Here is a 21,070-nt window from a genome sequence, read left to right on the forward strand (position 1 = left end):
CTGATATCAGGCGCGCGTCGTAGATGGTCGAGCACAATACTGCACGCAAGGCCGATTGTTCCGCACAATTCGTGAGTTTTGCAATTTCTGAGCGGATGCGATCGGCGGCAGGGGTACGGGCCAGCTGCCTGGGTCTTTCTTATGCCCTTGGCTCCGGGAACCCGAGCGGCCGTTGGTTGTTGGTTATCGCCCCAGCCCCCGGATAAGGAATAGAACTTGAACCTCAGCACCCTCCTGTTCGGTCGGCGTCTCGCCAATCGAGAGCACGAAGACAAGAAGATCGGTTGGATAGAAGCCGTGCCCGCCATGGGGCTGGATGGCCTCGGCTCATCATCCTACGGGCCGGAGGCAGCGCTCACCATCCTCATTCCACTCGGCGCGCTCGGCGTTGTCTATATCGGCCCGGTGATCTTCTGTATCGTCGCTCTGCTGGGGATCCTCTATTTCTCCTACCGGCAGACGCTCGCCGCTTACCCGACGAATGGCGGCGCCTATGTGGTGGCGAAGGAGAATCTCGGAGAATATCCGAGCCTGCTTGCCGCCGCGGCGTTGATGATCGATTACGTCCTGAATGTCGCGGTCGGCGTTTCGGCAGGGGTTGGGGCACTCGTCTCGGCGGTACCGAGCCTTCACCCCTACATTCTGCCCCTCTGCCTTGGCATCGTCCTCCTCGTTATGCTGGCCAATTTACGAGGAACGGGAGAGGCCGGCTGGCTATTCGCATTGCCGACCTACCTCTTCATCATCTGCTTCCTGGGCGCCATCGGCTATGGGCTAGCCGGGATCGTTCTGGCGGAGAAACCTGCACCCGTCGTCCTGCCGCCTCCGCTCGGTCTGGCAGCACAAGGCGCGACGATATGGATTCTCATGCATGCATTTGCCAGCGGTTGCACCGCGATGACCGGGGTTGAAGCGGTTTCCAACGGAATGGGTTCGTTTCGGCAACCGGTCATGCGCAACGCCTACATCACCCTCACGATTATCGTCGTCATTCTCACTTTGTTGCTCGGCGGCATCGCAACCATCGCCACCGTCTTCGAGATCGGCGCAATGGATCAGACGAAGGAAGGATACCAGAGCGTGCTGTCGCAGTTGATTGCCGCCGTTGCCGGCCATAGCGCCTTCTACTATATCGCGATGGCAAGCCTTCTCAGCGTCCTTTGCCTCTCGGCCAATACCAGCTTTGTCGGTTTTCCGCGTCTCTGCCAGATGGTCGCTGCCGACGGCTACCTCCCTAAGGCCTTCGCTCAGCCGGGGCGCCGGCTGGTGTTTACCGCCGGCATCCTCTTCCTTTCCGGCTTCGCCGCACTGCTTCTGATCGCCTTCGGAGGGATCACCGACCATCTGATCCCGCTCTTTGCAATCGGCGCATTCTCGACGTTCACGATTTCTCAGGCAGGCATGACCGTGCACTGGCGCCGCCAATCCAGAGGATACGCGGCAAAACTGACGATGAACGCCGTCGGTGCGGCAGCGACCGGCGTTGCGCTCGTCATCATCCTGACCGCAAAATTTGCCGAAGGCGCGTGGATCACATTGATTACCGTGCCGCTGACGATCGCCATTCTGAAGTCGATCAAAAACTACTACCGATCGCTTCAGCGCGAATTGCGCAAGCCCGGTCCGATCACCGTCGAAGACGTCGAGCCGCCGACCGTCATCGTGGTCACCGAAACGTGGAACAGATTGAGCGAACGCGCCATCAAGTTTGCCTTGACGATTTCGCCTGATGTGGTCGCGGTCCATTTGATCCGTCTCGGCGGACCGGAGCGGGATGAACGTGAAAACGCGCTTCGCGAGGAATGGCGTGCCGAGGTGGAAGAACCGATCGCTGCGCACGGACTGAAGCCGCCCAGACTCATGTTCATCCCCGCGCCTTATCGGCAACTGCATGAACCGCTCCTGCGACTGATCGAAAAGCTCGATGCCGATAGTCCGGAACGGCGGGTGGCGGTTCTCATCCCCGAAACGGTTAAAGACAAGTGGTGGCAGAAGCTGCTGCATATGAACAGGGCAGGACGGCTCAGGGCAAAACTGATCAAGCTCGGCGGGCCTCGTCTGACGGTAGCAACGGTTCCCTGGCGATTATATCGGGAAGAGCAGGAGGCGGGGTAATCGCTCTTTTGCCCGGCCTGTCGGTGGAACTTAGTATAAGAAGCGAAGTTGGACAGGCATCAGCAAAGAGGCGCCAATGTCCACCAATCCACTTACCAGCGAACCGGTCGAAGATTTCGTCTCTCGTCTTGAGGTGATGACGGACGACGAATTGTTCGTGATCATGAATGATCTGGAAAAAGCGAGCGAGACCGCCAAGGGCGGCGCAGCAGAGGAGGTTCTTGCCCGGATCGCTTTGGCCGAAAGCGAGATCGAACGGCGTTATCCCGGCCGGTTGCTCGCCCCGTATCGCGACTGGAAGCAACGACAACCGCTCCTGTAAGCGTTTGCGATATCATGTGAAAGGAAGCTTCAATGAGCAGTTCTGAGACAACGACGGATCACAAGAAAATCCGCAAATGGGCGGAGGAAAGGGACGGCAGGCCGGCGGCTATCCGGACCCGCGGCAAGGGCGGCGTTCTCCGGATCGATTTCGGCGAAAAGGAAGAGGAATTCGACGAGATCGACTGGGACGAATTCTTCAAGATCTTCGACGAAAACAAGCTCGCCTTTCTCTACCAGAACAAGACCAAGGACGGAAAGACGAGCCGCTTCAACAAATTCGTCGAGCGCGACTGAGCGCTCATGACGCGGCGATCGGACCGCCGCGTCGCTGCTGGCCGAGCCGCCGTTATTTGCGGCCGGAACCCGGTTCTGCCATTTTCGAATGATGATGGGCGAGCACGCTTGCCGGCGTGACATTGGCGACCGCCGCTTGAAGCTTGTTCTTCCAGCCGCTTACGACATCGCCTTCACCATCCATCATCGCGTCATAGCCAATGCGCGCGACTTCGCCCGCATCGTCCTTTTTCGCTTGTCCGATCGCCGTATCCGTAAGACCGGCTCGCTTGAAGAATTCAGTTTCCGTCGCCCCGGGCATAAGGCAACTGACGGTGACGCCGGAATCCTTCAACTCCTCGCGCAGCGCAAAAGAGAAGCTGTTGATGAAGGCTTTGGTGGCGTTATAGACGGCCTGGTATGATCCCGGCATGAAGCCTGCGATCGAGCCTGTCAGCAGGATGCGCCCCTGGCCGCGGCTGCGCATCTGATTGCCGATTGCATGAATCAGGTGGATCGTTCCGGTGACGTTGGTATCGACAACCCTACGCGCCTCGGTGAAGTCCTGGTCGAGGAAAGCCTTGCCGAGGCCGCATCCCGCGTTGGCCATCAGCAGGTCCACCGACCGGCCGCTGGCCGTGATCCGCTCCACAAGCCGGTCCACGCCCTCCGGCGTTGAAAGGTCGGCTTGAACGGCGTCCACTGCGGTGCCGAATTCCTTCAGTCGGGCCGCCGCCTGGTTGATGCGGTCCTCATCGGCGGCAATGATGAGATCATATCCATCGCGGGCTGCGCATTTCGCCAGTTCGTAGCCGATGCCCGTGGAGGCGCCGGTGACAACGGCGACGCCCTTGCCTGCTTCCTTATCAGCCATGATGCTTCTCCTTTAGAGCCTTCCGTTCGAAGGAAGCGCATGAAGTTCAGGGTTTGAGAACGACCTTGATGCATCCGTCCTGCTTGTCGCGGAACGTCTTGTAGAGGGCCGGACCGTCTTCCAGCGTGCCGCGATGGGTGATGACGAAGGACGGGTCGATGTCGCCGTTTTCAATACGCTCCATCAAGATCGGCAGATAATGCTGGACCGGCGTCTGCGCCATCTTGAAGGTCAGGCCCCGATTGATTGCCGAACCCATCGGGATCTTGTCGAGAAAACCGCCATAGACGCCGACGATCGAGACCGTGCCGAAGTTGCGGCAGCATTGGATGGCCTGACGCAGCACATGCGGGCGGTCCGTTCCCATGAACATGGCGACCTTGATGCGATCGAGGCGTGAATCCCAGCTAGCAGCTGCCTCGGCTTCGGTTCCCACCGCGTCTATGCAGGCATCCGCACCGCGACCGTCGGTCAATTGCATGATCTGGTCGTAGACGTCCTTGTCCATGAAATCGAGGATGACGGCGCCGGCCGCTTCAGCAAGCGCCATCCGCTCGGGCACTGCATCGATGGCGATCACCCGTTCGGCACCGAGCAGGAAGGCCGAGCGTATTGCCATCTGACCGACCGGGCCGCAGCCCCAGATCGCGATCGTATCGCCGGTCTGGATGTTGCAGAAATCGGCTGCCATATAACCGGTCGGGAAAATATCGGAAAGGAAGAGCACCTGCTCGTCGGAAAGCCCCGCCGGCACCTTGATCGGCCCGACATCGGCATAGGGGACGCGCAGATATTCCGCCTGTCCGCCGGCATAGCCGCCGAGCAGATGCGAGTAGCCGAACAGACCCGCCGGCGAATTGCCCCAGAGTTTCGTGACCTTGGCTCGATCGGGATTGGAGCGCTCGCACCCGGAATAGAAGCCACGCTTGCAGAAGAAGCATTCGCCGCAGGCAATGGTAAAGGGCACGACGACGCGGTCGCCGACCTTGAGCTTGGTATTGTCCTTTCCGACTTCCACCACTTCGCCCATCGTCTCATGACCCATGACGTCGCCGCTGTGCATCTCCGGCATGACGCCGTCGTAGAGATGCAGATCCGATCCGCAGATCGCGCAGGCCGTGACCTTGATGATGGCATCGCGCCCATCCTGGATCTGAGGATCGGGGACACTGTCGCAGCGGATGTCATGCTTGCCGTGCCACGTCAGAGCTCTCACGGTGGTTCCTCCTCTCTGGTCGCCAGCGCATCGGCCCGAAAATCGGAATCGATTTTCGGGAAGCCCGATGCGCAGATTCAAGGTAGCGCCTTTGAGTGTCCGAAAGGATGCGTGGCGCTCTAATGGCGCTTCAACCTCAGCTTCGGACAAATGTTCCCGGCGTGCAGGGCTTTCATGGTCACGGATTCATCGGCCGCTTCAGGGGAACCAGGGGCTATGCAGTGAGTTCACTCCGGAAGGGTTGCAGCGTTTCAAGGAGAAAATCATGACCTCCCCCAAACATGCCAAGACCACCAAGCCTAGCGATATCGACCTTTCGAACGACCCGGGCATAAGCCGTTCGCGTGGCATCGTCTCGCCGCCGGACGACGAAGTGATGCAGGCCGAAAACACAGTCGAAGGCGATACAGCCAACGATACGACGCCGCAGGGCGGTGTAGATCCACGCCATCGTGGACGCACCAACAAATAGTCGTGACGCTCGGCCCGGTCAGAGATCAAGCAACGCGTAAGTCTTGCCGGTGGGTTTCTCGATATGGGCCGCGACATTGTAGACGGGGGCGCCGCCCGGCGTGCGGCCCTCATAGGATCCGCGGTGGGCATGACCGTGTACGACCGCATTGACGCGGAATCGGTCGATCGTTTCGGCCAGCCGTGAAGAGCCGAGAAACGGGTAGATTTCCAGGGGTTCGCCCACCACTGTTTCGGCAATCGGCGCGTAGTGCAGCACGACGAGGGAACGATCAGAGCGGACCTGGCGCATCGCGTTTTCCAGGCGCATCGACTCCTCGACGCTTTCGGCGACCATTGCCTTAATCGCCGCCTCGCCGAACGAGCCGAGCATGTGTCGCCCGAAGCCGCCGGCAAAGCCCTTGACGCCGACGAAACCGACTCCGGCGACTTCGGCCGCCTGGCCGTTGAGCAGTTTCACGCCGGCATCGGTCAGGACCCGGCAGACGTCATCGACCTGGCCGCTCTCGTGATCATGGTTGCCGAGGACAGCGACGGTCGGCACCGTGCAATGGCGCAGATCGCTCGCAAGCAGTTCGGCTTCCCTCGGCTTGCCGAGATCGGTCAGGTCGCCGGCGATGACGAGAACGTCGGCCACTGAGGAAATCTCCGCGAACAGATCCTTGTAGGACTTGGCGCCGTCTTCCGTCACATGAAGATCGGCCACCGCCGCAATTCTCACGCTCTTTCGCTGATCATCCATTGGGGTTCTCCTAATCTCCTCGCAATTCACCTTCGCCGCCGACATCGGCAAAACCCCACTCCCTCACGTCGATTTCGAAATCCACGCGGGAATACATCCGGCCGCGGCATATTTTCATTTGCGGCAGCGGCAGGTCCTGCTGCGCCTTGAGCCGGTCCAGCAGCTCCTCCAGCAGCCATTGCGGAATCTTGTCTCGCTCGGTCGGGTAGATCCACCTGAAATTGAGGAGATGGATGAGGAGGACTTCCCAGTGGACTTCCAGATAAGCCAGCAGCTTGCGCCAATCGATGGAGTCATGTGATTTCAAGATGACGTGCGCGATATCGGCACCATCATAGCGGTGGCGCAGCTGGACGAAGCATTTCGACCAGATCAGTTCGGTCGGGCTGACAATCCTGACCGTGTGGCCGCACATCTTGACCCTGCGCGCATCCTCGAACCAGTCGTCGCCGACCGGCATCGTTCCGTTGGAGGAGGCAAAGATGACGTCGAAGAAATGGTTGCCCTTGAAGACCTTTCCGAGCCAGCGCTCGTCTTCGACTTCGACTGTGTAACCCTTTGCCTTGAAGTGGCCGAGAATGCGCGCGTAGTCGCCCGCTTTGCAAAATATGTCGAAATCCTTCGTCTGGCGTGAAATACCCGTATAGGCGCAGACAGCATAGGTGCCGGCGACCAGAAACGGGATCTGCGATCCGACGAGTTCTCGGACTGCCTGGGTCACGAACGGTTCGGCGTCTGGATCGATGAGTTCCGGAACCGCCTTCACTTTCATGAGCGTATTGTTGTTTTTGCCTCTTTCGGCACTTCGAGCGGTCATCGTCGATCCCAGCATTGATAGGAAAAGCAACACTTGGATGGCTTCTATGTTCCGCCGCGCCTGTCCGGGCGATGAAGCTGCGATAATGGCAGGGGCCGACGAAAGCTCTCGAATCATTCGGAACTTCGCTACCGGCGCGTCGTTTGGACCATAACAAGCATCGCAGAAACTTTCCCGAGATCTGAACGGAGGATGTCATGGACAAGCGAGCGAAAATATCGACCGGCACCAACGACAGGCCCAGAAACGAGACCATTGCTGAAAGCGGCCCCGGCATTCCCGATGATAGCGGCCGGATGGTTGAGGTGCCGGATGCGGAAGCAAGGCGTATGAAAGCATCGCTGCTGCGCGATCGGCTCGACGAACTCAAGGAGAAGCTCGATGAAGAGACCGAGCTTCCGCAAAGGGGTTCTCCATGAGCGAGGTGAGGAAAGGCGGCCCCAACCCTTCAGGAATGAGCCACGATAACTCCGAACCGCCGCGGCGTATGATGATATTCGTCGTTACCATCTTCCTGATCGCCTGCCTTGTCGCACTCGCATTCACATGGATGAGACATCCCGGCGAACCGGACGAGAAATCACCTGCGGCGACGACGGAGCAGACACGATGAGCGAGGGGGATAGAGATCCTGTTCAGCGGCCATCGTCCTCTTCCGTAGGCAAGCGCACCAGGCTCAATGCCGGCAGAATAGCCCTGATCCTGGTCGGCACGGTCGCCGTTGTCGCATTCACCCTTTATGCGACAATTGTTCTCTACGGGCTCATCAAGGGCTCCTGATCAATCATATGCCGGCGCCATAGATGCCGTCGATCGCCTCCGCGACCGCAATGAAATTCTCGCACGCGGGATCGTAGCGCTGGCCTCCGGCGAGCTTTCGTGCCCAATCCACGGCAGCCCGTCCGCCCCAGTCGTCGGGGGGGAGGGCGAGAGTTTCGCTCGAAGTGCCGGACATCCTGACGGCGGTAAAATCGTAGAACGAACCATCGACATTCCTGAAGGATGCGCCTCCCTCGGTTCCGAAGAAATCGGCGCCGATCTCGGCGTCACAGCCGGCGTTGAGGCGCCAGGAGCATGTCAGTCGGATGATTTCGCCGCCGGCAAGCGTCAGCGTTGCGGCCGCAAAATCCTCGACCTGACCTTTGTTTTCAAGCCGTTTCCCGCCCGCTCTCAAGGCGCTCGTGACGTTGGTGACGGAAGGAAAATCGAGGCACCATAAGGCGAGGTCGACGAGGTGGACCCCGAGATCGATGACGCAGCCGCCGCCGGACTGGTTCTTGTCGTAGAACCAGGGCTTGTCGGGGCCATAAGCATTATGAAAGGTCAGATCGGCCGCAAAGATTGTTCCAAGAGCGTTCGAGCGAATGAGCTGCCGGATCTGCTGCATGCCTTGCGTGTGTCGATAGGAAAGGTCGACGCCAAGCAGCCTGTCGGCGGTTCTGGAAGCATCGACAACGGCCCTGACCTCGGACGCGGTTCGGCCAAGCGGCTTCTGGCAGAAGACGGCAAAGCCCGCCCCGAGGGCGCGGATGGACTGTTCTGCATGTGCGGCGCTCGGCGTTGCGATGACGATTCCGTCGAGCTCCAGGTCAAGCAACGCGTCGAGATCGGAAACGATCCCGGCATCGGGGGCGAGTGCCGCGGCCTCCCGCGCCATGTCCGCGGAAGAATCGGCGATAGCGGCCGCCTCGGCCGCGCCGCTGTCGAGGATCGCTTTCATCCTATGCCGGCCGATCCATCCGACGCCGAGAAAGCCGAGCTTCGGCCGTTTGACGGTCGCCGCATGTTCTCCGGAGATCCACGCCTTCATGAATATTGCACCAGAGCCTTGAGAAAACCGTCCGGCCGGTCGCGCGTCGTGTTGAGGGCGTCGTCCAGCCTCTCCAGCGGAAAGACATGCGTGTAGAGCGGCTGCGGATCGATCCGGCCTTGGCGCACGGCTTCTATGGCGTCGCGAATGCCTTTGATATAGACGGCCGGCTCCCGCTCATGAGCGTTGATGACGTCAAGCCCGCGCCAGTTCCAAAGCTGCATGTTGATCTGGCGGGGTCCATCCTGGTGATAACCGGCGATGACCAGTCGCCCTCGTTCCTTCGTAAGCTCGCCCGCTAGGTCGAGCGGCCATTGTTTGCCGACGGCTTCGATGACGCGGTCGCAGAATTTTCCGTCCGTGAGTGTTTTGACGCGCTCGATGATGCGCCAATGATCGTCCATCGGAATGGTCTCGGCCGCTCCCATCTCTCTCGCCACCTCGAGCGAATAGGACCGGCGCGAGATGGCGATCACCCTTACGCCGGCTGCCGCGGCAAGCCGGGTGAGGAGAGAGCCCAAGAATCCGATGCCGATGATGGCGACGGTCTGGCCGCGCTCGATGTTGCTGCGGCCGAAGATGTTCATGGCGCAGCCGAGCGGTTCGCCCGGAAAGGGCTTGCCATCCAACTCCTTCGGCAGTGATGCGACCATCGCGGCATCGGCAATGTCGTGCGTGGCGTAGGCATGGTAGGAAAGAGCGGCAACCCGCTCTCCCATCCGAATCCCCGTGACATCGGGACCCATGGCGTCGACAATACCCCAGCCCTCATGGCCTAACCCACCTGCCTCAGTGGGGAACGTCATCCAGTCCGGTCCGGCCCAGGGCGTGAGGTTCGAGGCGCAGACGCCGCATCCTTCCAGTTTCACCCTGACCTGGCCCGGACCGGGTTCCGGCAAGGGGCGGGTCTCCACCGAAATATGTCCGGGGCCGGTGACGATCGCAGCCCGCATGAGCCCGGCCCTCTGTCTCGCCGCAATGTCCATGAGATGTCCTCCAATGTGGCACCCCTAGAACAACAGGCCTCCCGAAGAGTTCCAGTAGAGGTCAAAGAAGTCATAGATGATGAAGTCAATAAAGATGTCATTGAAGAAGGAACTTTTCCATCCGCGTTCGGTTCGGCGCCTATCTCCGAAGCAAATTATTCAACCGGACGGATCTCATAATGACGATTTTGATAACTGGAGGATGCGGCTTCATTGGCCGCCACGTTGCTGAAGAACTTCTGAACAATGGCTATGACGTGCGCATTCTCGATGCGCTGATCGATCAGGTGCATGGTGATGCCGAAGTCAGCGTGCCTCATGGAGCCGAGATCATCCAAGGCGATGTCAGAGACAAGGACGCTGTGCGTGCGGCTCTTGCCGGTGTGAACGGCGTCATTCATCTCGCCGCCGAAGTCGGCGTCGGACAGTCGATGTATGAAATTGCCCGCTATGTCGGCTGCAACGACCTCGGCACCGCGGTCCTCCTAGAAGCCATGATCGGACTTCCCGTCAAGACGATCGTCGTCGCCTCATCGATGAGTGTCTATGGAGAAGGGCTCTATCGGACGGCTGATGGAAAGCGGCTCGGCTATGTCAGGCGGCGCATGCAGCATGTCAAGCAGGGCCGGTGGGATCCGCTTGATCAGGATAACCAGCCCCTGACACCGGTCGCCACCGATGAGGAGAAACCGGTCGATCTTGCGTCCATCTACGCTTTGACGAAATACGCGCAGGAGAGGCAGGTTCTGATTTTCGGCGAAGCCTACGGGCTGGATGCCGTCGCGCTGCGCCTCTTCAACGTTTTCGGCGCGGGCCAGGCGCTTTCCAATCCCTATACCGGCGTGCTCGCCAATTTCGGTTCGCGTCTTGCCAACGGCCAGCCGCCGATGATCTTCGAGGATGGCAGGCAGCGGCGCGATTTCGTCCATGTCCGCGATGTAGCGACAGCTTTCCGCCTGGCCCTGGAAAAATCCGCGGCAGCCGGTCACGTGATCAATATCGGCAGCGGCCAGGCCTATTCGATCGCCGATGTCGCGATGCTTCTCGCCGATGCCATGGGCGTGCCCGAGATCGGCCCCGACATTATGAACAAGGCGCGTTCGGGGGACATCCGCAATTGCTTCGCCGACATTTCCAAGGCGCGCGAACTGCTCGGCTTCGAACCGAAATATCGTCTCGAAAACGCGCTCGCTCCCTTCGCCGAATGGGTGCGGCAGACCGGGGCGGTCGACCGTGCCGCCGAAATGAAGCGGCAACTGGAAGAGCGGGGGCTGGTTTCATGAACAAGGCCGGCGCTCGAGCATCCGATCACCAGGAGACGAGGCGGTTCGGTTTCGTCGAGTGGTTCCGGCCCGGAGAATATGAGCGGGCTGAGGTCGCCTTGCCGGACATCCTGGAGAGCGGCGCCAGTTATCTGCGTACGCATCTTTCCTGGGCCGAATATTTGGCCCCCGGCGGCCAGCAATGGTTCGATTGGCTGATCCCGCGTGTCGGCAGTGAAATCGATCTTCTACCCTGTATACACTACGCGCCGCCTTCCCTCTCCCGGACGGGCAGGTCTTCTGGCGCGCCGGTCAATCTCAAATCCTATGCCGACTTCGTCGATCATATCCTGACGCGATATGGTCGTTATATCAGTCATATCGAACTCTGGAACGAGCCGAACAACCTGCTTGACTGGGATTGGCGCCACGACGGCGACTTTCTGCTTTTCTGCGAAATGGTCGGGGGCGCCGCCTACTGGGCGAAGCAGAGGGGCTACAAACCGGTGCTGGGCGGTCCGTGCCCCTTCGATCCCTATTGGCTCAATCTGATGGGCACGCGCGGCGTGCTCGGCGTCGTCGACGCCGTCGGCTTCCACGGTTTCCCTGGAACCTGGGACAGCGAGGAGGCAAGCTGGGGCGGCTGGGACATGCATCTCGGAGAGATGCGTGGGATTATCGATCGTTATAATGCCGATGCAGAAATATGGATCACCGAAACCGGCTACTCCACCTGGCGCAATGACGAGATCGAACAGGCGCGGCGCTTCATCAGAGCGCTGAACGTGCCGGCCGATCGCATGTACTGGTATTCATGGCGCGACGTGCCGCCGGATGTTCCGGTTCAGGAAGGCCTGTGGTTCGATCCCAGGCATTATCATCTTGGCGCTGTCAACCACGACAATAAACCGAAGCTTCTTGCCCGCCTTCTCACGGAAGGAGGCGTCGAGAGGCTGGAGGAGGTCGCGGCCCTTGCCGCTCCCAATATCACCTCCGGCGCCGCGCCGATCATCGTCACCGGCGGCAGCGGGTTTGTCGGCTGCAATCTCGCCGACCGCCTGCTCAGCGACGGCGAGGACGTCGTCATTCTCGACAATCTCGCACGATCGGGAGTCGATCAGAATCTCTCCTGGCTGAAGGAGCGGCATGGCGGGCGGGTGCATCCGGTCCTCGCCGACGTTCGCGATCTGCTGGGCATCGAAGCAGCCTTCAGGGATGCCAAGGCCGTCTTCCATTATGCTGCGCAGACGGCGGTGACCACCAGCCTCGTCGACCCGCTGGAAGATTTCGAAACGAACGCGCGCGGAACGCTCAATGTGCTGGAATCGGTGCGCAGAGCAGGCAAACGGGCTCCGGTCATCTTCGCCAGCACCAACAAGGTTTATGGTGCTCTCGGCGATCTCGGCATGATCGAACTCGATGATCGTTATCTTCCCGAAGACGAGACCATCAGGAGGCAAGGGATCGGCGAGGATCGGCCGCTCGATTTCTGTACGCCATATGGATGTTCGAAGGGTGTCGCCGATCAGTATATTCTCGACTACGCGAAATCCTACGGCATCCCTGCCGCCGTCCTGCGGATGAGCTGCATTTATGGACCGCGCCAGTTCGGCACCGAGGACCAGGGCTGGGTGGCGCATTTCCTGATCCGTGCGCTCGGCGGCGAACCCATTTCCATCTACGGCGACGGCAAGCAGGTGCGCGATATTCTGCATGTCGATGATGCCGTTGCTGCCTATCGGCTGCTGCTTTCCAATATCGAGCGGGTCAGCGGCAAAGCATTCAACCTCGGCGGCGGGCCGCGCAACGCCGTCAGCGTGCTCACGGTGCTGCGCGAGATCGAAGTGCTTGCGGGCCGGCCTGTCGAAACCAGCTTTGGCCCATGGCGCGCCGGCGATCAGCTCTATTTCGTGGCCGACACGACGAGACTTGAACAGGAAACCGGCTGGCAGGCCGGAATCGGATGGCGTCATGGTTTGCGGCACCTCGCCGAATGGCTGATCGCCCATCGTTTCGGCGGCCGGCAGCTCCGCAGAGAAAAGCGGAAGGCATCGGCATGAGCGAACATGAACGAAGCAAGGGGCACCGCCGCGTGCTGATGACGGTTGACGCTATCGGCGGCGTCTGGCGCTACGCTATGGACTTGGGCGCAGCCCTGAAATCGAACGACATCGAGGTTGTCTTTGCCGGACTGGGGCCTTTCCCGGCAGACGACAAGATCGCCGAGGCCGGCCGGGTCGGCAAGCTCGTCTGGCTGGATGCGCCGCTCGACTGGACGGTCGAGAATGAAGAGGCAGTTGCCGAAGTTCCGGGGCTGATCGCCGCTCTCGCGCGCCGGGAACAGGCCGATCTACTGCATCTCAATCTGCCGTCGCAGGCGGCGGGCATGGAAACAAACCTGCCGATTGCGGTGGTTTGCCATTCCTGTGTCGTCACATGGTTTGCCGCCGTTCGCGGACGTGAAGTGCCGCCGGATTGGCAATGGCAGTACCGCCTGAACCAGGAGGGCTTTGCATGTGCGGACGCGGTGATCGCGCCAAGCCGCAGCCATGCGAGAGCGATGGAAGCGGCCTATGGAGCAATCGGAAATCTCCAGGTCGTTCACAACGCCAGCGCCCTTGAGGCTTCCGACGAACCCAAGCAGGGGTTTGTTCTTGCAGCGGGGCGCTGGTGGGACGAGGGCAAGAACGGCGCGGTGCTGGATAAGGCTGCAGCTATGACGCGCTGGACGGTGGCGGCGGCCGGCGCGACCACCGGTCCCAACGGCCAGACCATGCGATTTCGCCATGCCGATTGCCGAGGCGAGCTTTCGCATGAGCGGATGAGCGCCTTGACGCGGCGGGCGGCCGTCGTGGCCTCGCCGTCGCTCTACGAGCCGTTCGGTCTTGCCGCTCTCGAGGCGGCGCGGTCGGGCGCGGCCTTGGTGCTTTCTGATATCCCGACCTATCGCGAGATATGGGACGGGGCTGCTCTTTTTGCCGATCCACATCGCCCCGATGCCTTCGCCGATGCTTTCAATACGCTGGCCGACGATCCGCAGCTGCGGTCAGCGTTCGGACGAAAAGCGCGTGCCAGGTCCGCCGCCTTCAGCGTCGAGGCTCAGGCGGAGGCGATGTGCTCGATCTATTCCGGCATGTGCGCCCGCGATTTTTCAACAGCAGCGGAGTAATCATGAAGTTCGTTTTCTACACCCATTCACTGGTCTCCGACTGGAATCACGGCAATGCTCATTTTCTTCGCGGCGTCATGCGCGATCTCCAGCGGCGCGGTCATGAGACGCTGGCGCTGGAGCCGCACGATGCCTGGAGCCGGGCCAATCTGCTGAGGGGCCAGGGGCCGGCCGCAGTCGAGGCATTTCACCAGGCATTTCCGCAGCACCGTTCGCGGACCTATGGTGTCGAGTTCGACCACGAAGCAGCGCTTGCCGATGCCGACGTCGTCATCGTCCACGAGTGGACGGAGCCGCAATTGGTCGAGAGGCTCGGCCGCATCCGGCGCGATGGCGCGACCTTCACCCTGCTTTTCCACGATACGCATCATCGCGCCGTCTCCGCCGAAGGCGATATCGCGGGGCTGGCGCTTGACGATTATGATGGTGTGCTGGCCTTCGGGCAGACCTTGCGTGAACGCTATCTCCGAGCCGGCTGGGGAAAGTCGGTCTTTACCTGGCACGAGGCGGCTGACGACGCCCTGTTTCGGCCGCTGCCGGACATCGAGAAAACTGGAGACCTCATCTGGATCGGCAACTGGGGCGACGATGAACGGTCGGCCGAAATCGGCGAATTCCTGATCCGTCCCGCGACAGATCTCGCCTTGAACACGGTCGTCCGCGGCGTTCGCTATCCCGCTCATGCACTGGACGAACTTCGAAAAGTCGGCATCGCCTATGGCGGCTGGATCGCCAATGCCGACGTTCCTGCGGCCTTCGCCCGCCACAGGGTCACCGTCCACATTCCGCGCCGACCCTATGTCGAACATCTGCCGGGTATTCCGACCATCCGTGTCTTCGAGGCGCTCGCCTGCGGAATACCGTTGATCTCGGCGCCGTGGAACGATGTCGAACATCTCTTCGAGACCGGCCGCGACTATTTGCTCGTCGGTGACGGCGAGGGGATGAAGAAAAGCCTGCGCGATGTCCTCTCCGATGCCGATCTGGCGGCGAGCCTTGCCGCCGCCGGGCTTGAAACGATTAAGGGCCGTCACACCTGCCGCCACCGCGTCGACGAGCTTTTCGCCGTCCTGGCGCGCTGCGGCACGCATAGGGTCACCGCAAACCTGCAATCCAGGGAGGCTGCCGAATGAAGATCGCCTTTTACGGATCGAGTCTCGTCTCCGCCTATTGGAACGGCGCCGCCACCTATTATCGCGGCTTGCTGCGCGCTCTGGCGGAGAAAGGTTACGACATCACCTTCTACGAACCCGATGTCTATGATCGGCAGAAGAACCGCGACATGGATCCGCCGGACTGGTGCAGAGTCGTTGTCTATGAAGGGACGATCGATGCCCTCAAGACCGTCACAAGCGAGGCGGCCGCGGCCGATATTGTCGTCAAGGCAAGCGGCGTCGGTTTCGAGGACGATCGATTGCTGGAAGAGGTGCTGCGTCACGCACGCCCGCACGCGCTGAAGATCTTCTGGGACGTCGATGCGCCGGCGACGCTCACCGAACTCAAGGCCAACCCCGATCACCCATTGCGCCATGCACTCGCCCGGCTTGATCTCGTGCTGACCTATGGCGGCGGCGACCCCGTCGTGAACGCATACCGTTCCGTCGGAGCGGCCGAATGTGTGCCGATCTACAATGCGCTGGACCCGCAAACGCATCATCCGGTGCCGCAGGACTACCGCTTCGCCGCCGACCTCGGGTTCCTTGGCAATCGCCTGCCGGATCGCGAGGCGAGGGTCGAGCATTTCTTCCTCGAACCGGCGTCGCGTCTGCCGAACCGGACGTTCCTGCTTGGCGGATCCGGCTGGCAGGACAAGCCGATCTCGTCAAATGTCCGTTATATCGGCCATGTCCCGACACGCGATCACAACGCCTTCAACGTGACGCCGATGGCGGTCCTCAACATATCGCGCGCCAGTATGGCGGAGAATGGCTTTTCCCCCGCGACACGGGTCTTCGAGGCGGCCGGTGCCGGGGCTTGCCTTATCACCGATTACTGGGAAGGCATCGATGTCTTTCTGAAGTCCGGCGAGGAGGTCCTGGTCGCGCGCGACGGACAGGACGTGGCTGCCTTGCTCAGCGGCCTGTCCCACCAATCCGCACGGGAAATTGGAGAAAGGGCGCGCCGGCGCGTCCTGGCCGAACACACCTATAGCAATCGCGCCGAAGCGGTAGACGAGATTTTTCGCGCACAGCTAGGCGGACGGGAGGCGGCCGAATGACGAGATCGCTCGACATCGTCCTCCTCGGGCTTTCCCTTTCCTCTTCCTGGGGGAACGGTCACGCCACGACCTACCGCGCCCTGATCAAAGGCCTTCGGCGGGCCGGCCATAAGGTGCTGTTCCTGGAGCGGGACGTGCCGTGGTATGCCAGCCACCGGGATCTCCCTTCGCCTGACTTCTGCGAACTCGCCTATTATTCCGATATCGGCACGATGATCGAGCGTCACGGCGAAAGGCTCCGCAGAGCCGATGCCGTCATCGTCGGATCCTACGTTCCCCACGGTGTGCAGCTCATCGACAGGCTCGAGGCGCTGGAGCCGAAACGCCTGTGCTTCTATGACATCGATACGCCAGTCACGCTGGCGAAGCTCGATCGGGCCGATCAGGAATATCTGGCGCTAAGGCAGATTCCTTTGTTCGACGCTTATTTTTCCTTCTCCGGAGGCGAGGTGTTGACCCGGCTGGAACAGAGATACGGTGCCCGCAGAGCCATCGCGCTCTACTGCTCGGTGGACGAGAGCCGGTATGTCCGGACAGGCGAGTCCCATCGCTGGGATTTCGGCTATCTCGGAACCTACAGCCCTGACCGGCAGCCGACACTGGAGCGCCTTCTGCTGGAGCCGGCGCGCCGCCTGCCGTCGATGCGCTTCGTGGTCGCCGGGCCGCAATATCCAGCCGAGATCGAATGGCCGGCCAATGTCGAGCGCATCGAGCATCTGCCGCCTGCCGATCACGCAAGCTTTTACAGTCGGCAGCGGTTCACGCTGAACGTGACCCGCGGCGATATGATCGCCGCCGGCTGGTCTCCCAGCGTGCGGCTGTTCGAGGCTGCTGCCTGTGGGGCGCCCATTGTCAGCGACTTCTGGCAGGGCCTCGATGAGCTGCTGCCGGACGGCAAGGCTTTGTTCATTGCGCGCGCGCCGGAGGATGTCGTGGCGCTGCTGACGGAGGTTCCCGACAGCGACCGTCTGGCGGTCGCCGCCGCAGCGAGAAAGCTGGTGATGAGCAGTCATACCGGTGCCGCACGTGCCGGTGAGCTCGTCAGGGCTCTTTCCGACCTGCCCGCCAAGCCAGCTTTCGACCGTATCTCAGCGTGAAGGAGAGTATCGATGCTTCAAGTCAATCGTCGCGGAAAAGGCAAGACTATTCTGGTGGCAGGAGGCGCCGGCTTTGTCGGCTCGCATCTCTGCGATGCTCTGCTCGGCCGTGGCGACACCGTCATTTGCGTCGACAGCTATATTACCGGCTCGCCGGACAACGTCAGGCCGTTGATGAACTATCCGGACTTCCGGCTCATCGAACAGGATATCTGCAAATTCATTGAAATCGGCGAACCGCTCGACCAGATCTACAATCTCGCCTGCGCCGCGTCCCCGCCGCAATACCAGGCGGATCCCGTTCACACGATGATGACGTGCGTCGCCGGTACGGGCAATCTGCTGGCGCTTGCCGAGCGGCACCGGGCCGCCTTTCTCCAGGCCTCGACGAGCGAGGTCTATGGCGATCCCGCCGAGCATCCGCAAAAGGAAGACTATCGCGGCAACGTCAGCTGCACCGGGCCGCGCGCCTGCTATGACGAGGGTAAGCGCGCCGCCGAAGCTCTTTGCTTCGATATGCTGCGTGCCGGCCGCGTCGACGTGCGGGTCGCCCGCATCTTCAACACCTATGGGCCGCGAATGCAGGCCAATGACGGCCGAATCGTCTCCAACCTGATCGTGCAGGCACTCTCGGGGAATCCGCTCACCATCTACGGAAGCGGCATGCAGACCCGGTCCTTCTGCTACGTCAGCGATCTTGTCGGCGGCCTTATGGCGCTGATGGATGTGCGGCCGAACCCTGGTGTTCCCGTCAACCTCGGCAATCCCGGGGAGTTCACCATCAACGAGCTCGCGCAGATGATCCGTTCGATGGTGCCGGTGCGAACGGCTGTTGCCTACCGACCTTTGCCGAAGGATGATCCTCAACGCCGCCGGCCCGATATTTCTCGCGCGACAGAACTTCTCGATTGGCAGCCGACAGTGCCCCTTACCGAGGGGCTCAGATATACGATCGACTGGTTTGCCGCCAATTTGGATGATCGTCCCCGCAAACGCGTCGCTGCGCCTCGCCGTCATCGCGCCGCGGCTGCCTCGCAGGCTGCCCCCTTGGACAACTGACCGAGAAGCGGATGCACGCGATGATGAACCTGGCTTTGCAACAGCGTATCAACGAATTAAGCCCCCTGGTTTCAGAATATGCGGTTCGGAGAGATCGAAACCGCGCCGGATCATTTTCTCGGCGACTATCCGGCGTTCAAATGGGAAGGCTTCAAGCATGTCGTGCCGAAGGATCTGCAAGGACGCAGCGTTCTCGATATCAGCTGCAATGCCGGCTTTTATAGCGCTTCGCGCTTTGCCTGGGAAAACCGTTTCACACTTTTTCTGGAATTGCTCTAGCGGGTTCAGAATGCTTAGAGGTGCCCGATTGTTTTCGACCGCTGTCGCTGCGGTCCTCCTTGTCTTACTCTCGACCTGGCTGCTGACGAGACCGCATCCACGTTTTGCGGCCGGCGATCCGACGCTGACGCCGGGAGATGCCGGGCGCGGCAGACTGGTCTTTGCCGCAGGCGGATGTGCCTCCTGCCATGCTTCCCCTGGTCAGCCGGACCGCCTCAGGCTGGGAGGCGACCTTGCGCTGGCCTCACACTACGGAACCTTCAGAGTTCCCAATATCTCGCCCGACCCGGAGGCCGGTATCGGATCGTGGTCGGTCGCCGATCTCGCCAATGCCCTGATCTCAGGCGTTTCTCCGTCAGGTCAACATTACTATCCCGCATTCCCCTATGCCAGCTACACCGGCATGATGCTCGACGATATCAGAGATCTCTACGCCTTTCTGCATACGCTTTCGCCGGTGCCGGAGCGCCCGCAACCGCATGAGATTTCTCTGCTGTTTCGCATCCGCCGGTTCGTCGGTTTCTGGAAGCTCCTGTTCTTCCACGAAGGCAGATCGGAAGGAGCGCGGAACGGCGATCCGGTACATGATCGCGGCGCCTATCTCGTGGAGACACTCGGCCATTGCGCCGAGTGCCACTCATCCCGCAACATCTTCGGCGCGGTAAAGCCGAAAACGCGGTTCGCCGGCGGAGTGAGTTCGGAAGGTGTCGGCTTCAGCCCTAACATCACGCCGACAGGCATCGGCTCGTGGTCGCAGCAGGATGTCGTCGAAATGCTTTACAGCGGCAGGACGCCCGATCACGGCTATGTCGGCTGGTCCATGGTGGATGTGGTCGAGAATACGGCGGAACTCCCGGAGGCCGACCGGCTGGCCATCGCCCGATATCTGAAGTCGCTGCCGCCGCGACCGACGCCGCATCCTTGATAGGTATCGTCCATAAGCGCGCGACGGGTTGCAGACTCCGCCAGAAACCGGAATTATCCGGCAGCAGATCTTGAAGAAGGCGAGGACGCGGCGCTCGAAGCTATCGATGATGCAACGCCATCCGATTGGACACCGGCGGAACAGGGCAATGGCGGGAACGTTTCCAGCTGAACAGATATAATGTCGGAGGCAGATCGTCATGAATACGGCTTTTGACGAACTCGCGCAAAAAGCTGTCTTGGTCGTCGAGGACGATTACGCTCTCGCCAGCGAACTCGCATCGAAGCTGACAGCAACCGGAATCAAGATTGTCGGGCCCGCACCGAGCGTCGAACGAGCGTTGCAATATATTGAAGATTCCCAAGTTGAAGCTGCCATTCTGGATATCAATCTCGGTGGCACGATGGTGTTCCCTGTCGCCGATGCGCTGGCGAAGCGCAATATCCCCTTCTTCTTCGCAACCGGCTACAGCCGCGACGTTGTGCCTCCCCGCTTTGCGGATCGGATTTTCGTGGAAAAGCCGCTGGACACGAGCGCGATTTACGCTGCCCTTTCCGATTGCCGAACTTCGACGGCGAAAGCACCAGGCGGCCAGAAGAATCTCGTTCTTTCCGCTCTTTCCCAGCGTGAAAATGATCTTATCCGGCCGCTTCTCAAGCCGCTTCGGTTGATTCAAGGAGAGATTCTTGAGCAGCAGTTTGGAGAGATCACGACAGTTTCTTTCATTGAAAGCGGGACGGTCTCGCTGATCGCCTCGTCTCTGGATCGCTCACAGGTAGAGGTGGGCCTTATCGGGCGTGAAGGCGTAACGGGCACCGGGCTGTTGGAGGGCGATTGGCGCACTCCCTACAATCTGGTGGTGCAGACCGAAGGAACCGCGCAGCGCATCGACATCGACAGCTTCCTTCGTCTGACGCAGAGGGCACCGCAACTGCGCTCGCTTTCATCGGCGTTTTCAAGGACGCTCGCAATTCAGATGGGTTATACGGCCCTGGCCAACAGCCGATATTCCATCGAACAGAGACTGGCCCGTTTGCTGCTCATGCTTGATGATCGATCGGAAAGCCAGGTGCTGCTTCTCACCCACGAGCACATGTCTTCCATGCTCGGCGTCCGGCGTTCCGGAGTTACTGGCGCGCTTCCCATCCTGGAGGGTGAAAAGCTCATCAGGTCGGTACGAGGCAAGGTGATCGTCGTCGATCGCGAGGGCCTCATTCTCAAGGCCAATGGCTCCTACGGCATTCCGGAGGCGGAATACGAGCGGTTGATGGGATTTTCATTGAGGGGCACCGAGAATGTTAGAAGAGCGCATAACCAATTACGGCCTCACTTTTACAGCCCCCAAAATTCCGGGGAGAGGTAGTCGCGCATAAATCGCTATGACGAAAATTGCTGAACTTCGTCACGAACGGGATCCCGTCGAAAAAGAGCGC

General features: G+C 60.6%; 21 protein-coding genes and 1 pseudogene. 16 read left to right on the top strand and 6 right to left on the bottom strand.

Going from position 1 to position 21,070, the window contains the following annotated elements; genetic code table 11:
- Positions 1-216 precede the first annotated feature (216 nt).
- The 3 genes from AMK00_RS27805 to AMK00_RS27815 all read left to right on the top strand — a co-directional run bounded on the left by AMK00_RS27805 (position 217) and on the right by AMK00_RS27815 (position 2,733).
- A complete protein-coding gene (locus tag AMK00_RS27805) occupies positions 217-2,115 on the top strand; it encodes an APC family permease (protein ID WP_064812436.1) in 1,899 nt (632 codons plus the stop codon).
- A 76-nt stretch (positions 2,116-2,191) separates the two neighbouring features.
- The gene (locus AMK00_RS27810; protein ID WP_064806502.1) at positions 2,192-2,437 is read left to right on the top strand and encodes a hypothetical protein; all 246 of its coding nucleotides are present in this window, start codon (positions 2,192-2,194) and stop codon (positions 2,435-2,437) included.
- A 32-nt stretch (positions 2,438-2,469) separates the two neighbouring features.
- Positions 2,470-2,733, top strand: a complete 264-nt coding sequence (locus tag AMK00_RS27815) for a hypothetical protein (RefSeq protein WP_064806504.1) — start codon at positions 2,470-2,472, stop codon at positions 2,731-2,733.
- A gap of 52 nt (positions 2,734-2,785) precedes the next feature.
- Here AMK00_RS27815 and AMK00_RS27820 read toward each other — a convergent pair whose 3' ends face one another.
- Complete coding sequence (locus AMK00_RS27820) at positions 2,786-3,586, bottom strand: SDR family NAD(P)-dependent oxidoreductase (RefSeq protein WP_064812437.1); 801 nt, start codon at positions 3,584-3,586, stop codon at positions 2,786-2,788.
- A gap of 46 nt (positions 3,587-3,632) precedes the next feature.
- Positions 3,633-4,802, bottom strand: coding sequence for a zinc-dependent alcohol dehydrogenase (locus AMK00_RS27825; protein ID WP_064812438.1), 1,170 nt, complete (start codon positions 4,800-4,802; stop codon positions 3,633-3,635).
- A gap of 265 nt (positions 4,803-5,067) precedes the next feature.
- Between AMK00_RS27825 and AMK00_RS27830 the strand changes: the two genes are divergently transcribed.
- Positions 5,068-5,274 carry a hypothetical protein gene (locus AMK00_RS27830; protein WP_064813171.1) on the top strand — a complete coding sequence of 69 codons (207 nt, stop codon included), beginning with the start codon at positions 5,068-5,070 and terminating at the stop codon, positions 5,272-5,274.
- Positions 5,275-5,292: 18 nt separating this feature from the next.
- On the opposite strand, the gene AMK00_RS27835 is transcribed toward AMK00_RS27830, so the two are convergent.
- Positions 5,293-6,015 (bottom strand): metallophosphoesterase family protein, encoded by a 723-nt coding sequence (locus AMK00_RS27835; RefSeq protein ID WP_020922670.1) that lies wholly within the window; start codon positions 6,013-6,015, stop codon positions 5,293-5,295.
- Between the two features lie 10 nt (positions 6,016-6,025).
- Positions 6,026-6,832, bottom strand: a complete 807-nt coding sequence (locus AMK00_RS27840; RefSeq protein ID WP_064813173.1) for a nucleotidyltransferase family protein — start codon at positions 6,830-6,832, stop codon at positions 6,026-6,028.
- A 197-nt stretch (positions 6,833-7,029) separates the two neighbouring features.
- On the opposite strand from AMK00_RS27840, the gene AMK00_RS27845 reads away from it, so the two are divergent.
- Both AMK00_RS27845 and AMK00_RS32760 read left to right on the top strand, forming a co-directional pair.
- Entirely contained in the window at positions 7,030-7,251 is a 222-nt protein-coding gene (locus tag AMK00_RS27845) for a hypothetical protein (protein WP_064812439.1), read from the top strand.
- Positions 7,252-7,441: 190 nt separating this feature from the next.
- Positions 7,442-7,612, top strand: coding sequence for a hypothetical protein (locus AMK00_RS32760; RefSeq protein WP_166486940.1), 171 nt, complete (start codon positions 7,442-7,444; stop codon positions 7,610-7,612).
- Between the two features lie 4 nt (positions 7,613-7,616).
- On the opposite strand, the gene AMK00_RS27850 is transcribed toward AMK00_RS32760, so the two are convergent.
- Both AMK00_RS27850 and AMK00_RS27855 read right to left on the bottom strand, forming a co-directional pair.
- The gene (locus tag AMK00_RS27850; RefSeq protein WP_064812440.1) at positions 7,617-8,642 is read right to left on the bottom strand and encodes a Gfo/Idh/MocA family protein; all 1,026 of its coding nucleotides are present in this window, start codon (positions 8,640-8,642) and stop codon (positions 7,617-7,619) included.
- Positions 8,639-9,628 carry an MDR/zinc-dependent alcohol dehydrogenase-like family protein gene (locus AMK00_RS27855; RefSeq protein ID WP_064812441.1) on the bottom strand — a complete coding sequence of 330 codons (990 nt, stop codon included), beginning with the start codon at positions 9,626-9,628 and terminating at the stop codon, positions 8,639-8,641. The genes AMK00_RS27850 and AMK00_RS27855 overlap by 4 nt, the downstream gene beginning before the upstream one ends.
- 179 nt (positions 9,629-9,807) lie before the next feature.
- Between AMK00_RS27855 and AMK00_RS27860 the strand changes: the two genes are divergently transcribed.
- The 10 genes and pseudogenes from AMK00_RS27860 (at position 9,808) to AMK00_RS27905 (ending at position 21,000) form a co-directional block, all read left to right on the top strand.
- The gene (locus tag AMK00_RS27860) at positions 9,808-10,911 is read left to right on the top strand and encodes an NAD-dependent epimerase/dehydratase family protein (RefSeq protein WP_064812442.1); all 1,104 of its coding nucleotides are present in this window, start codon (positions 9,808-9,810) and stop codon (positions 10,909-10,911) included.
- A complete protein-coding gene (locus AMK00_RS27865; protein WP_064812443.1) occupies positions 10,908-12,950 on the top strand; it encodes an NAD-dependent epimerase/dehydratase family protein in 2,043 nt (680 codons plus the stop codon). The genes AMK00_RS27860 and AMK00_RS27865 overlap by 4 nt, the downstream gene beginning before the upstream one ends.
- Positions 12,947-14,059, top strand: a complete 1,113-nt coding sequence (locus AMK00_RS27870; protein ID WP_064812444.1) for a glycosyltransferase family 4 protein — start codon at positions 12,947-12,949, stop codon at positions 14,057-14,059. The genes AMK00_RS27865 and AMK00_RS27870 overlap by 4 nt, the downstream gene beginning before the upstream one ends.
- A 2-nt stretch (positions 14,060-14,061) precedes the next feature.
- On the top strand, positions 14,062-15,192 hold the full coding sequence (locus AMK00_RS27875; protein ID WP_064812445.1) for a CgeB family protein: 1,131 nt from the start codon (positions 14,062-14,064) through the stop codon (positions 15,190-15,192).
- Entirely contained in the window at positions 15,189-16,277 is a 1,089-nt protein-coding gene (locus AMK00_RS27880; RefSeq protein ID WP_064812446.1) for a CgeB family protein, read from the top strand. Before AMK00_RS27875 ends, AMK00_RS27880 begins: the two co-directional genes overlap by 4 nt.
- A complete protein-coding gene (locus tag AMK00_RS27885; protein ID WP_064812447.1) occupies positions 16,274-17,374 on the top strand; it encodes a CgeB family protein in 1,101 nt (366 codons plus the stop codon). Before AMK00_RS27880 ends, AMK00_RS27885 begins: the two co-directional genes overlap by 4 nt.
- A 12-nt stretch (positions 17,375-17,386) precedes the next feature.
- Complete coding sequence (locus tag AMK00_RS27890) at positions 17,387-18,433, top strand: UDP-glucuronic acid decarboxylase family protein (RefSeq protein WP_064812448.1); 1,047 nt, start codon at positions 17,387-17,389, stop codon at positions 18,431-18,433.
- Between the two features lie 20 nt (positions 18,434-18,453).
- Positions 18,454-18,658, top strand: a pseudogene (locus AMK00_RS27895) (TIGR04290 family methyltransferase); the annotation flags it as partial.
- Positions 18,659-18,722: 64 nt separating this feature from the next.
- A complete protein-coding gene (locus AMK00_RS27900; protein WP_064812449.1) occupies positions 18,723-19,637 on the top strand; it encodes a cytochrome c in 915 nt (304 codons plus the stop codon).
- A 199-nt stretch (positions 19,638-19,836) separates the two neighbouring features.
- Positions 19,837-21,000, top strand: a complete 1,164-nt coding sequence (locus AMK00_RS27905) for a helix-turn-helix domain-containing protein (protein ID WP_064812450.1) — start codon at positions 19,837-19,839, stop codon at positions 20,998-21,000.
- The last annotated feature ends 70 nt before the right edge of the window (positions 21,001-21,070 follow it).

It is taken from the genome of Rhizobium sp. N621 (assembly GCF_001664325.1).
Taxonomy (GTDB): Bacteria; Pseudomonadota; Alphaproteobacteria; order Rhizobiales; family Rhizobiaceae; genus Rhizobium; species Rhizobium esperanzae.

What these genes read in the sequence shown, in the direction of transcription:
- AMK00_RS27810 (WP_064806502.1), top strand. Translation starts at nt 2,192, where the DNA reads ATGTCCACCAATCCACTTACCAGCGAACCGGTCGAAGATTTCGTCTCT.
- AMK00_RS27870 (WP_064812444.1), top strand. Translation starts at nt 12,947, where the DNA reads ATGAGCGAACATGAACGAAGCAAGGGGCACCGCCGCGTGCTGATGACG.
- AMK00_RS27820 (WP_064812437.1), bottom strand. Translation starts at nt 3,586, where the DNA reads ATGGCTGATAAGGAAGCAGGCAAGGGCGTCGCCGTTGTCACCGGCGCC.
- AMK00_RS27880 (WP_064812446.1), top strand. Translation starts at nt 15,189, where the DNA reads ATGAAGATCGCCTTTTACGGATCGAGTCTCGTCTCCGCCTATTGGAAC.
- AMK00_RS27850 (WP_064812440.1), bottom strand. Translation starts at nt 8,642, where the DNA reads ATGAAGGCGTGGATCTCCGGAGAACATGCGGCGACCGTCAAACGGCCG.
- AMK00_RS32760 (WP_166486940.1), top strand. Translation starts at nt 7,442, where the DNA reads ATGAGCGAGGGGGATAGAGATCCTGTTCAGCGGCCATCGTCCTCTTCC.
- AMK00_RS27855 (WP_064812441.1), bottom strand. Translation starts at nt 9,628, where the DNA reads ATGGACATTGCGGCGAGACAGAGGGCCGGGCTCATGCGGGCTGCGATC.
- AMK00_RS27860 (WP_064812442.1), top strand. Translation starts at nt 9,808, where the DNA reads ATGACGATTTTGATAACTGGAGGATGCGGCTTCATTGGCCGCCACGTT.
- AMK00_RS27830 (WP_064813171.1), top strand. Translation starts at nt 5,068, where the DNA reads ATGACCTCCCCCAAACATGCCAAGACCACCAAGCCTAGCGATATCGAC.
- AMK00_RS27845 (WP_064812439.1), top strand. Translation starts at nt 7,030, where the DNA reads ATGGACAAGCGAGCGAAAATATCGACCGGCACCAACGACAGGCCCAGA.
- AMK00_RS27865 (WP_064812443.1), top strand. Translation starts at nt 10,908, where the DNA reads ATGAACAAGGCCGGCGCTCGAGCATCCGATCACCAGGAGACGAGGCGG.
- AMK00_RS27890 (WP_064812448.1), top strand. Translation starts at nt 17,387, where the DNA reads ATGCTTCAAGTCAATCGTCGCGGAAAAGGCAAGACTATTCTGGTGGCA.
- AMK00_RS27905 (WP_064812450.1), top strand. Translation starts at nt 19,837, where the DNA reads ATGAATACGGCTTTTGACGAACTCGCGCAAAAAGCTGTCTTGGTCGTC.
- AMK00_RS27840 (WP_064813173.1), bottom strand. Translation starts at nt 6,832, where the DNA reads ATGACCGCTCGAAGTGCCGAAAGAGGCAAAAACAACAATACGCTCATG.
- AMK00_RS27835 (WP_020922670.1), bottom strand. Translation starts at nt 6,015, where the DNA reads ATGGATGATCAGCGAAAGAGCGTGAGAATTGCGGCGGTGGCCGATCTT.
- AMK00_RS27815 (WP_064806504.1), top strand. Translation starts at nt 2,470, where the DNA reads ATGAGCAGTTCTGAGACAACGACGGATCACAAGAAAATCCGCAAATGG.
- AMK00_RS27885 (WP_064812447.1), top strand. Translation starts at nt 16,274, where the DNA reads ATGACGAGATCGCTCGACATCGTCCTCCTCGGGCTTTCCCTTTCCTCT.
- AMK00_RS27900 (WP_064812449.1), top strand. Translation starts at nt 18,723, where the DNA reads ATGCTTAGAGGTGCCCGATTGTTTTCGACCGCTGTCGCTGCGGTCCTC.
- AMK00_RS27875 (WP_064812445.1), top strand. Translation starts at nt 14,062, where the DNA reads ATGAAGTTCGTTTTCTACACCCATTCACTGGTCTCCGACTGGAATCAC.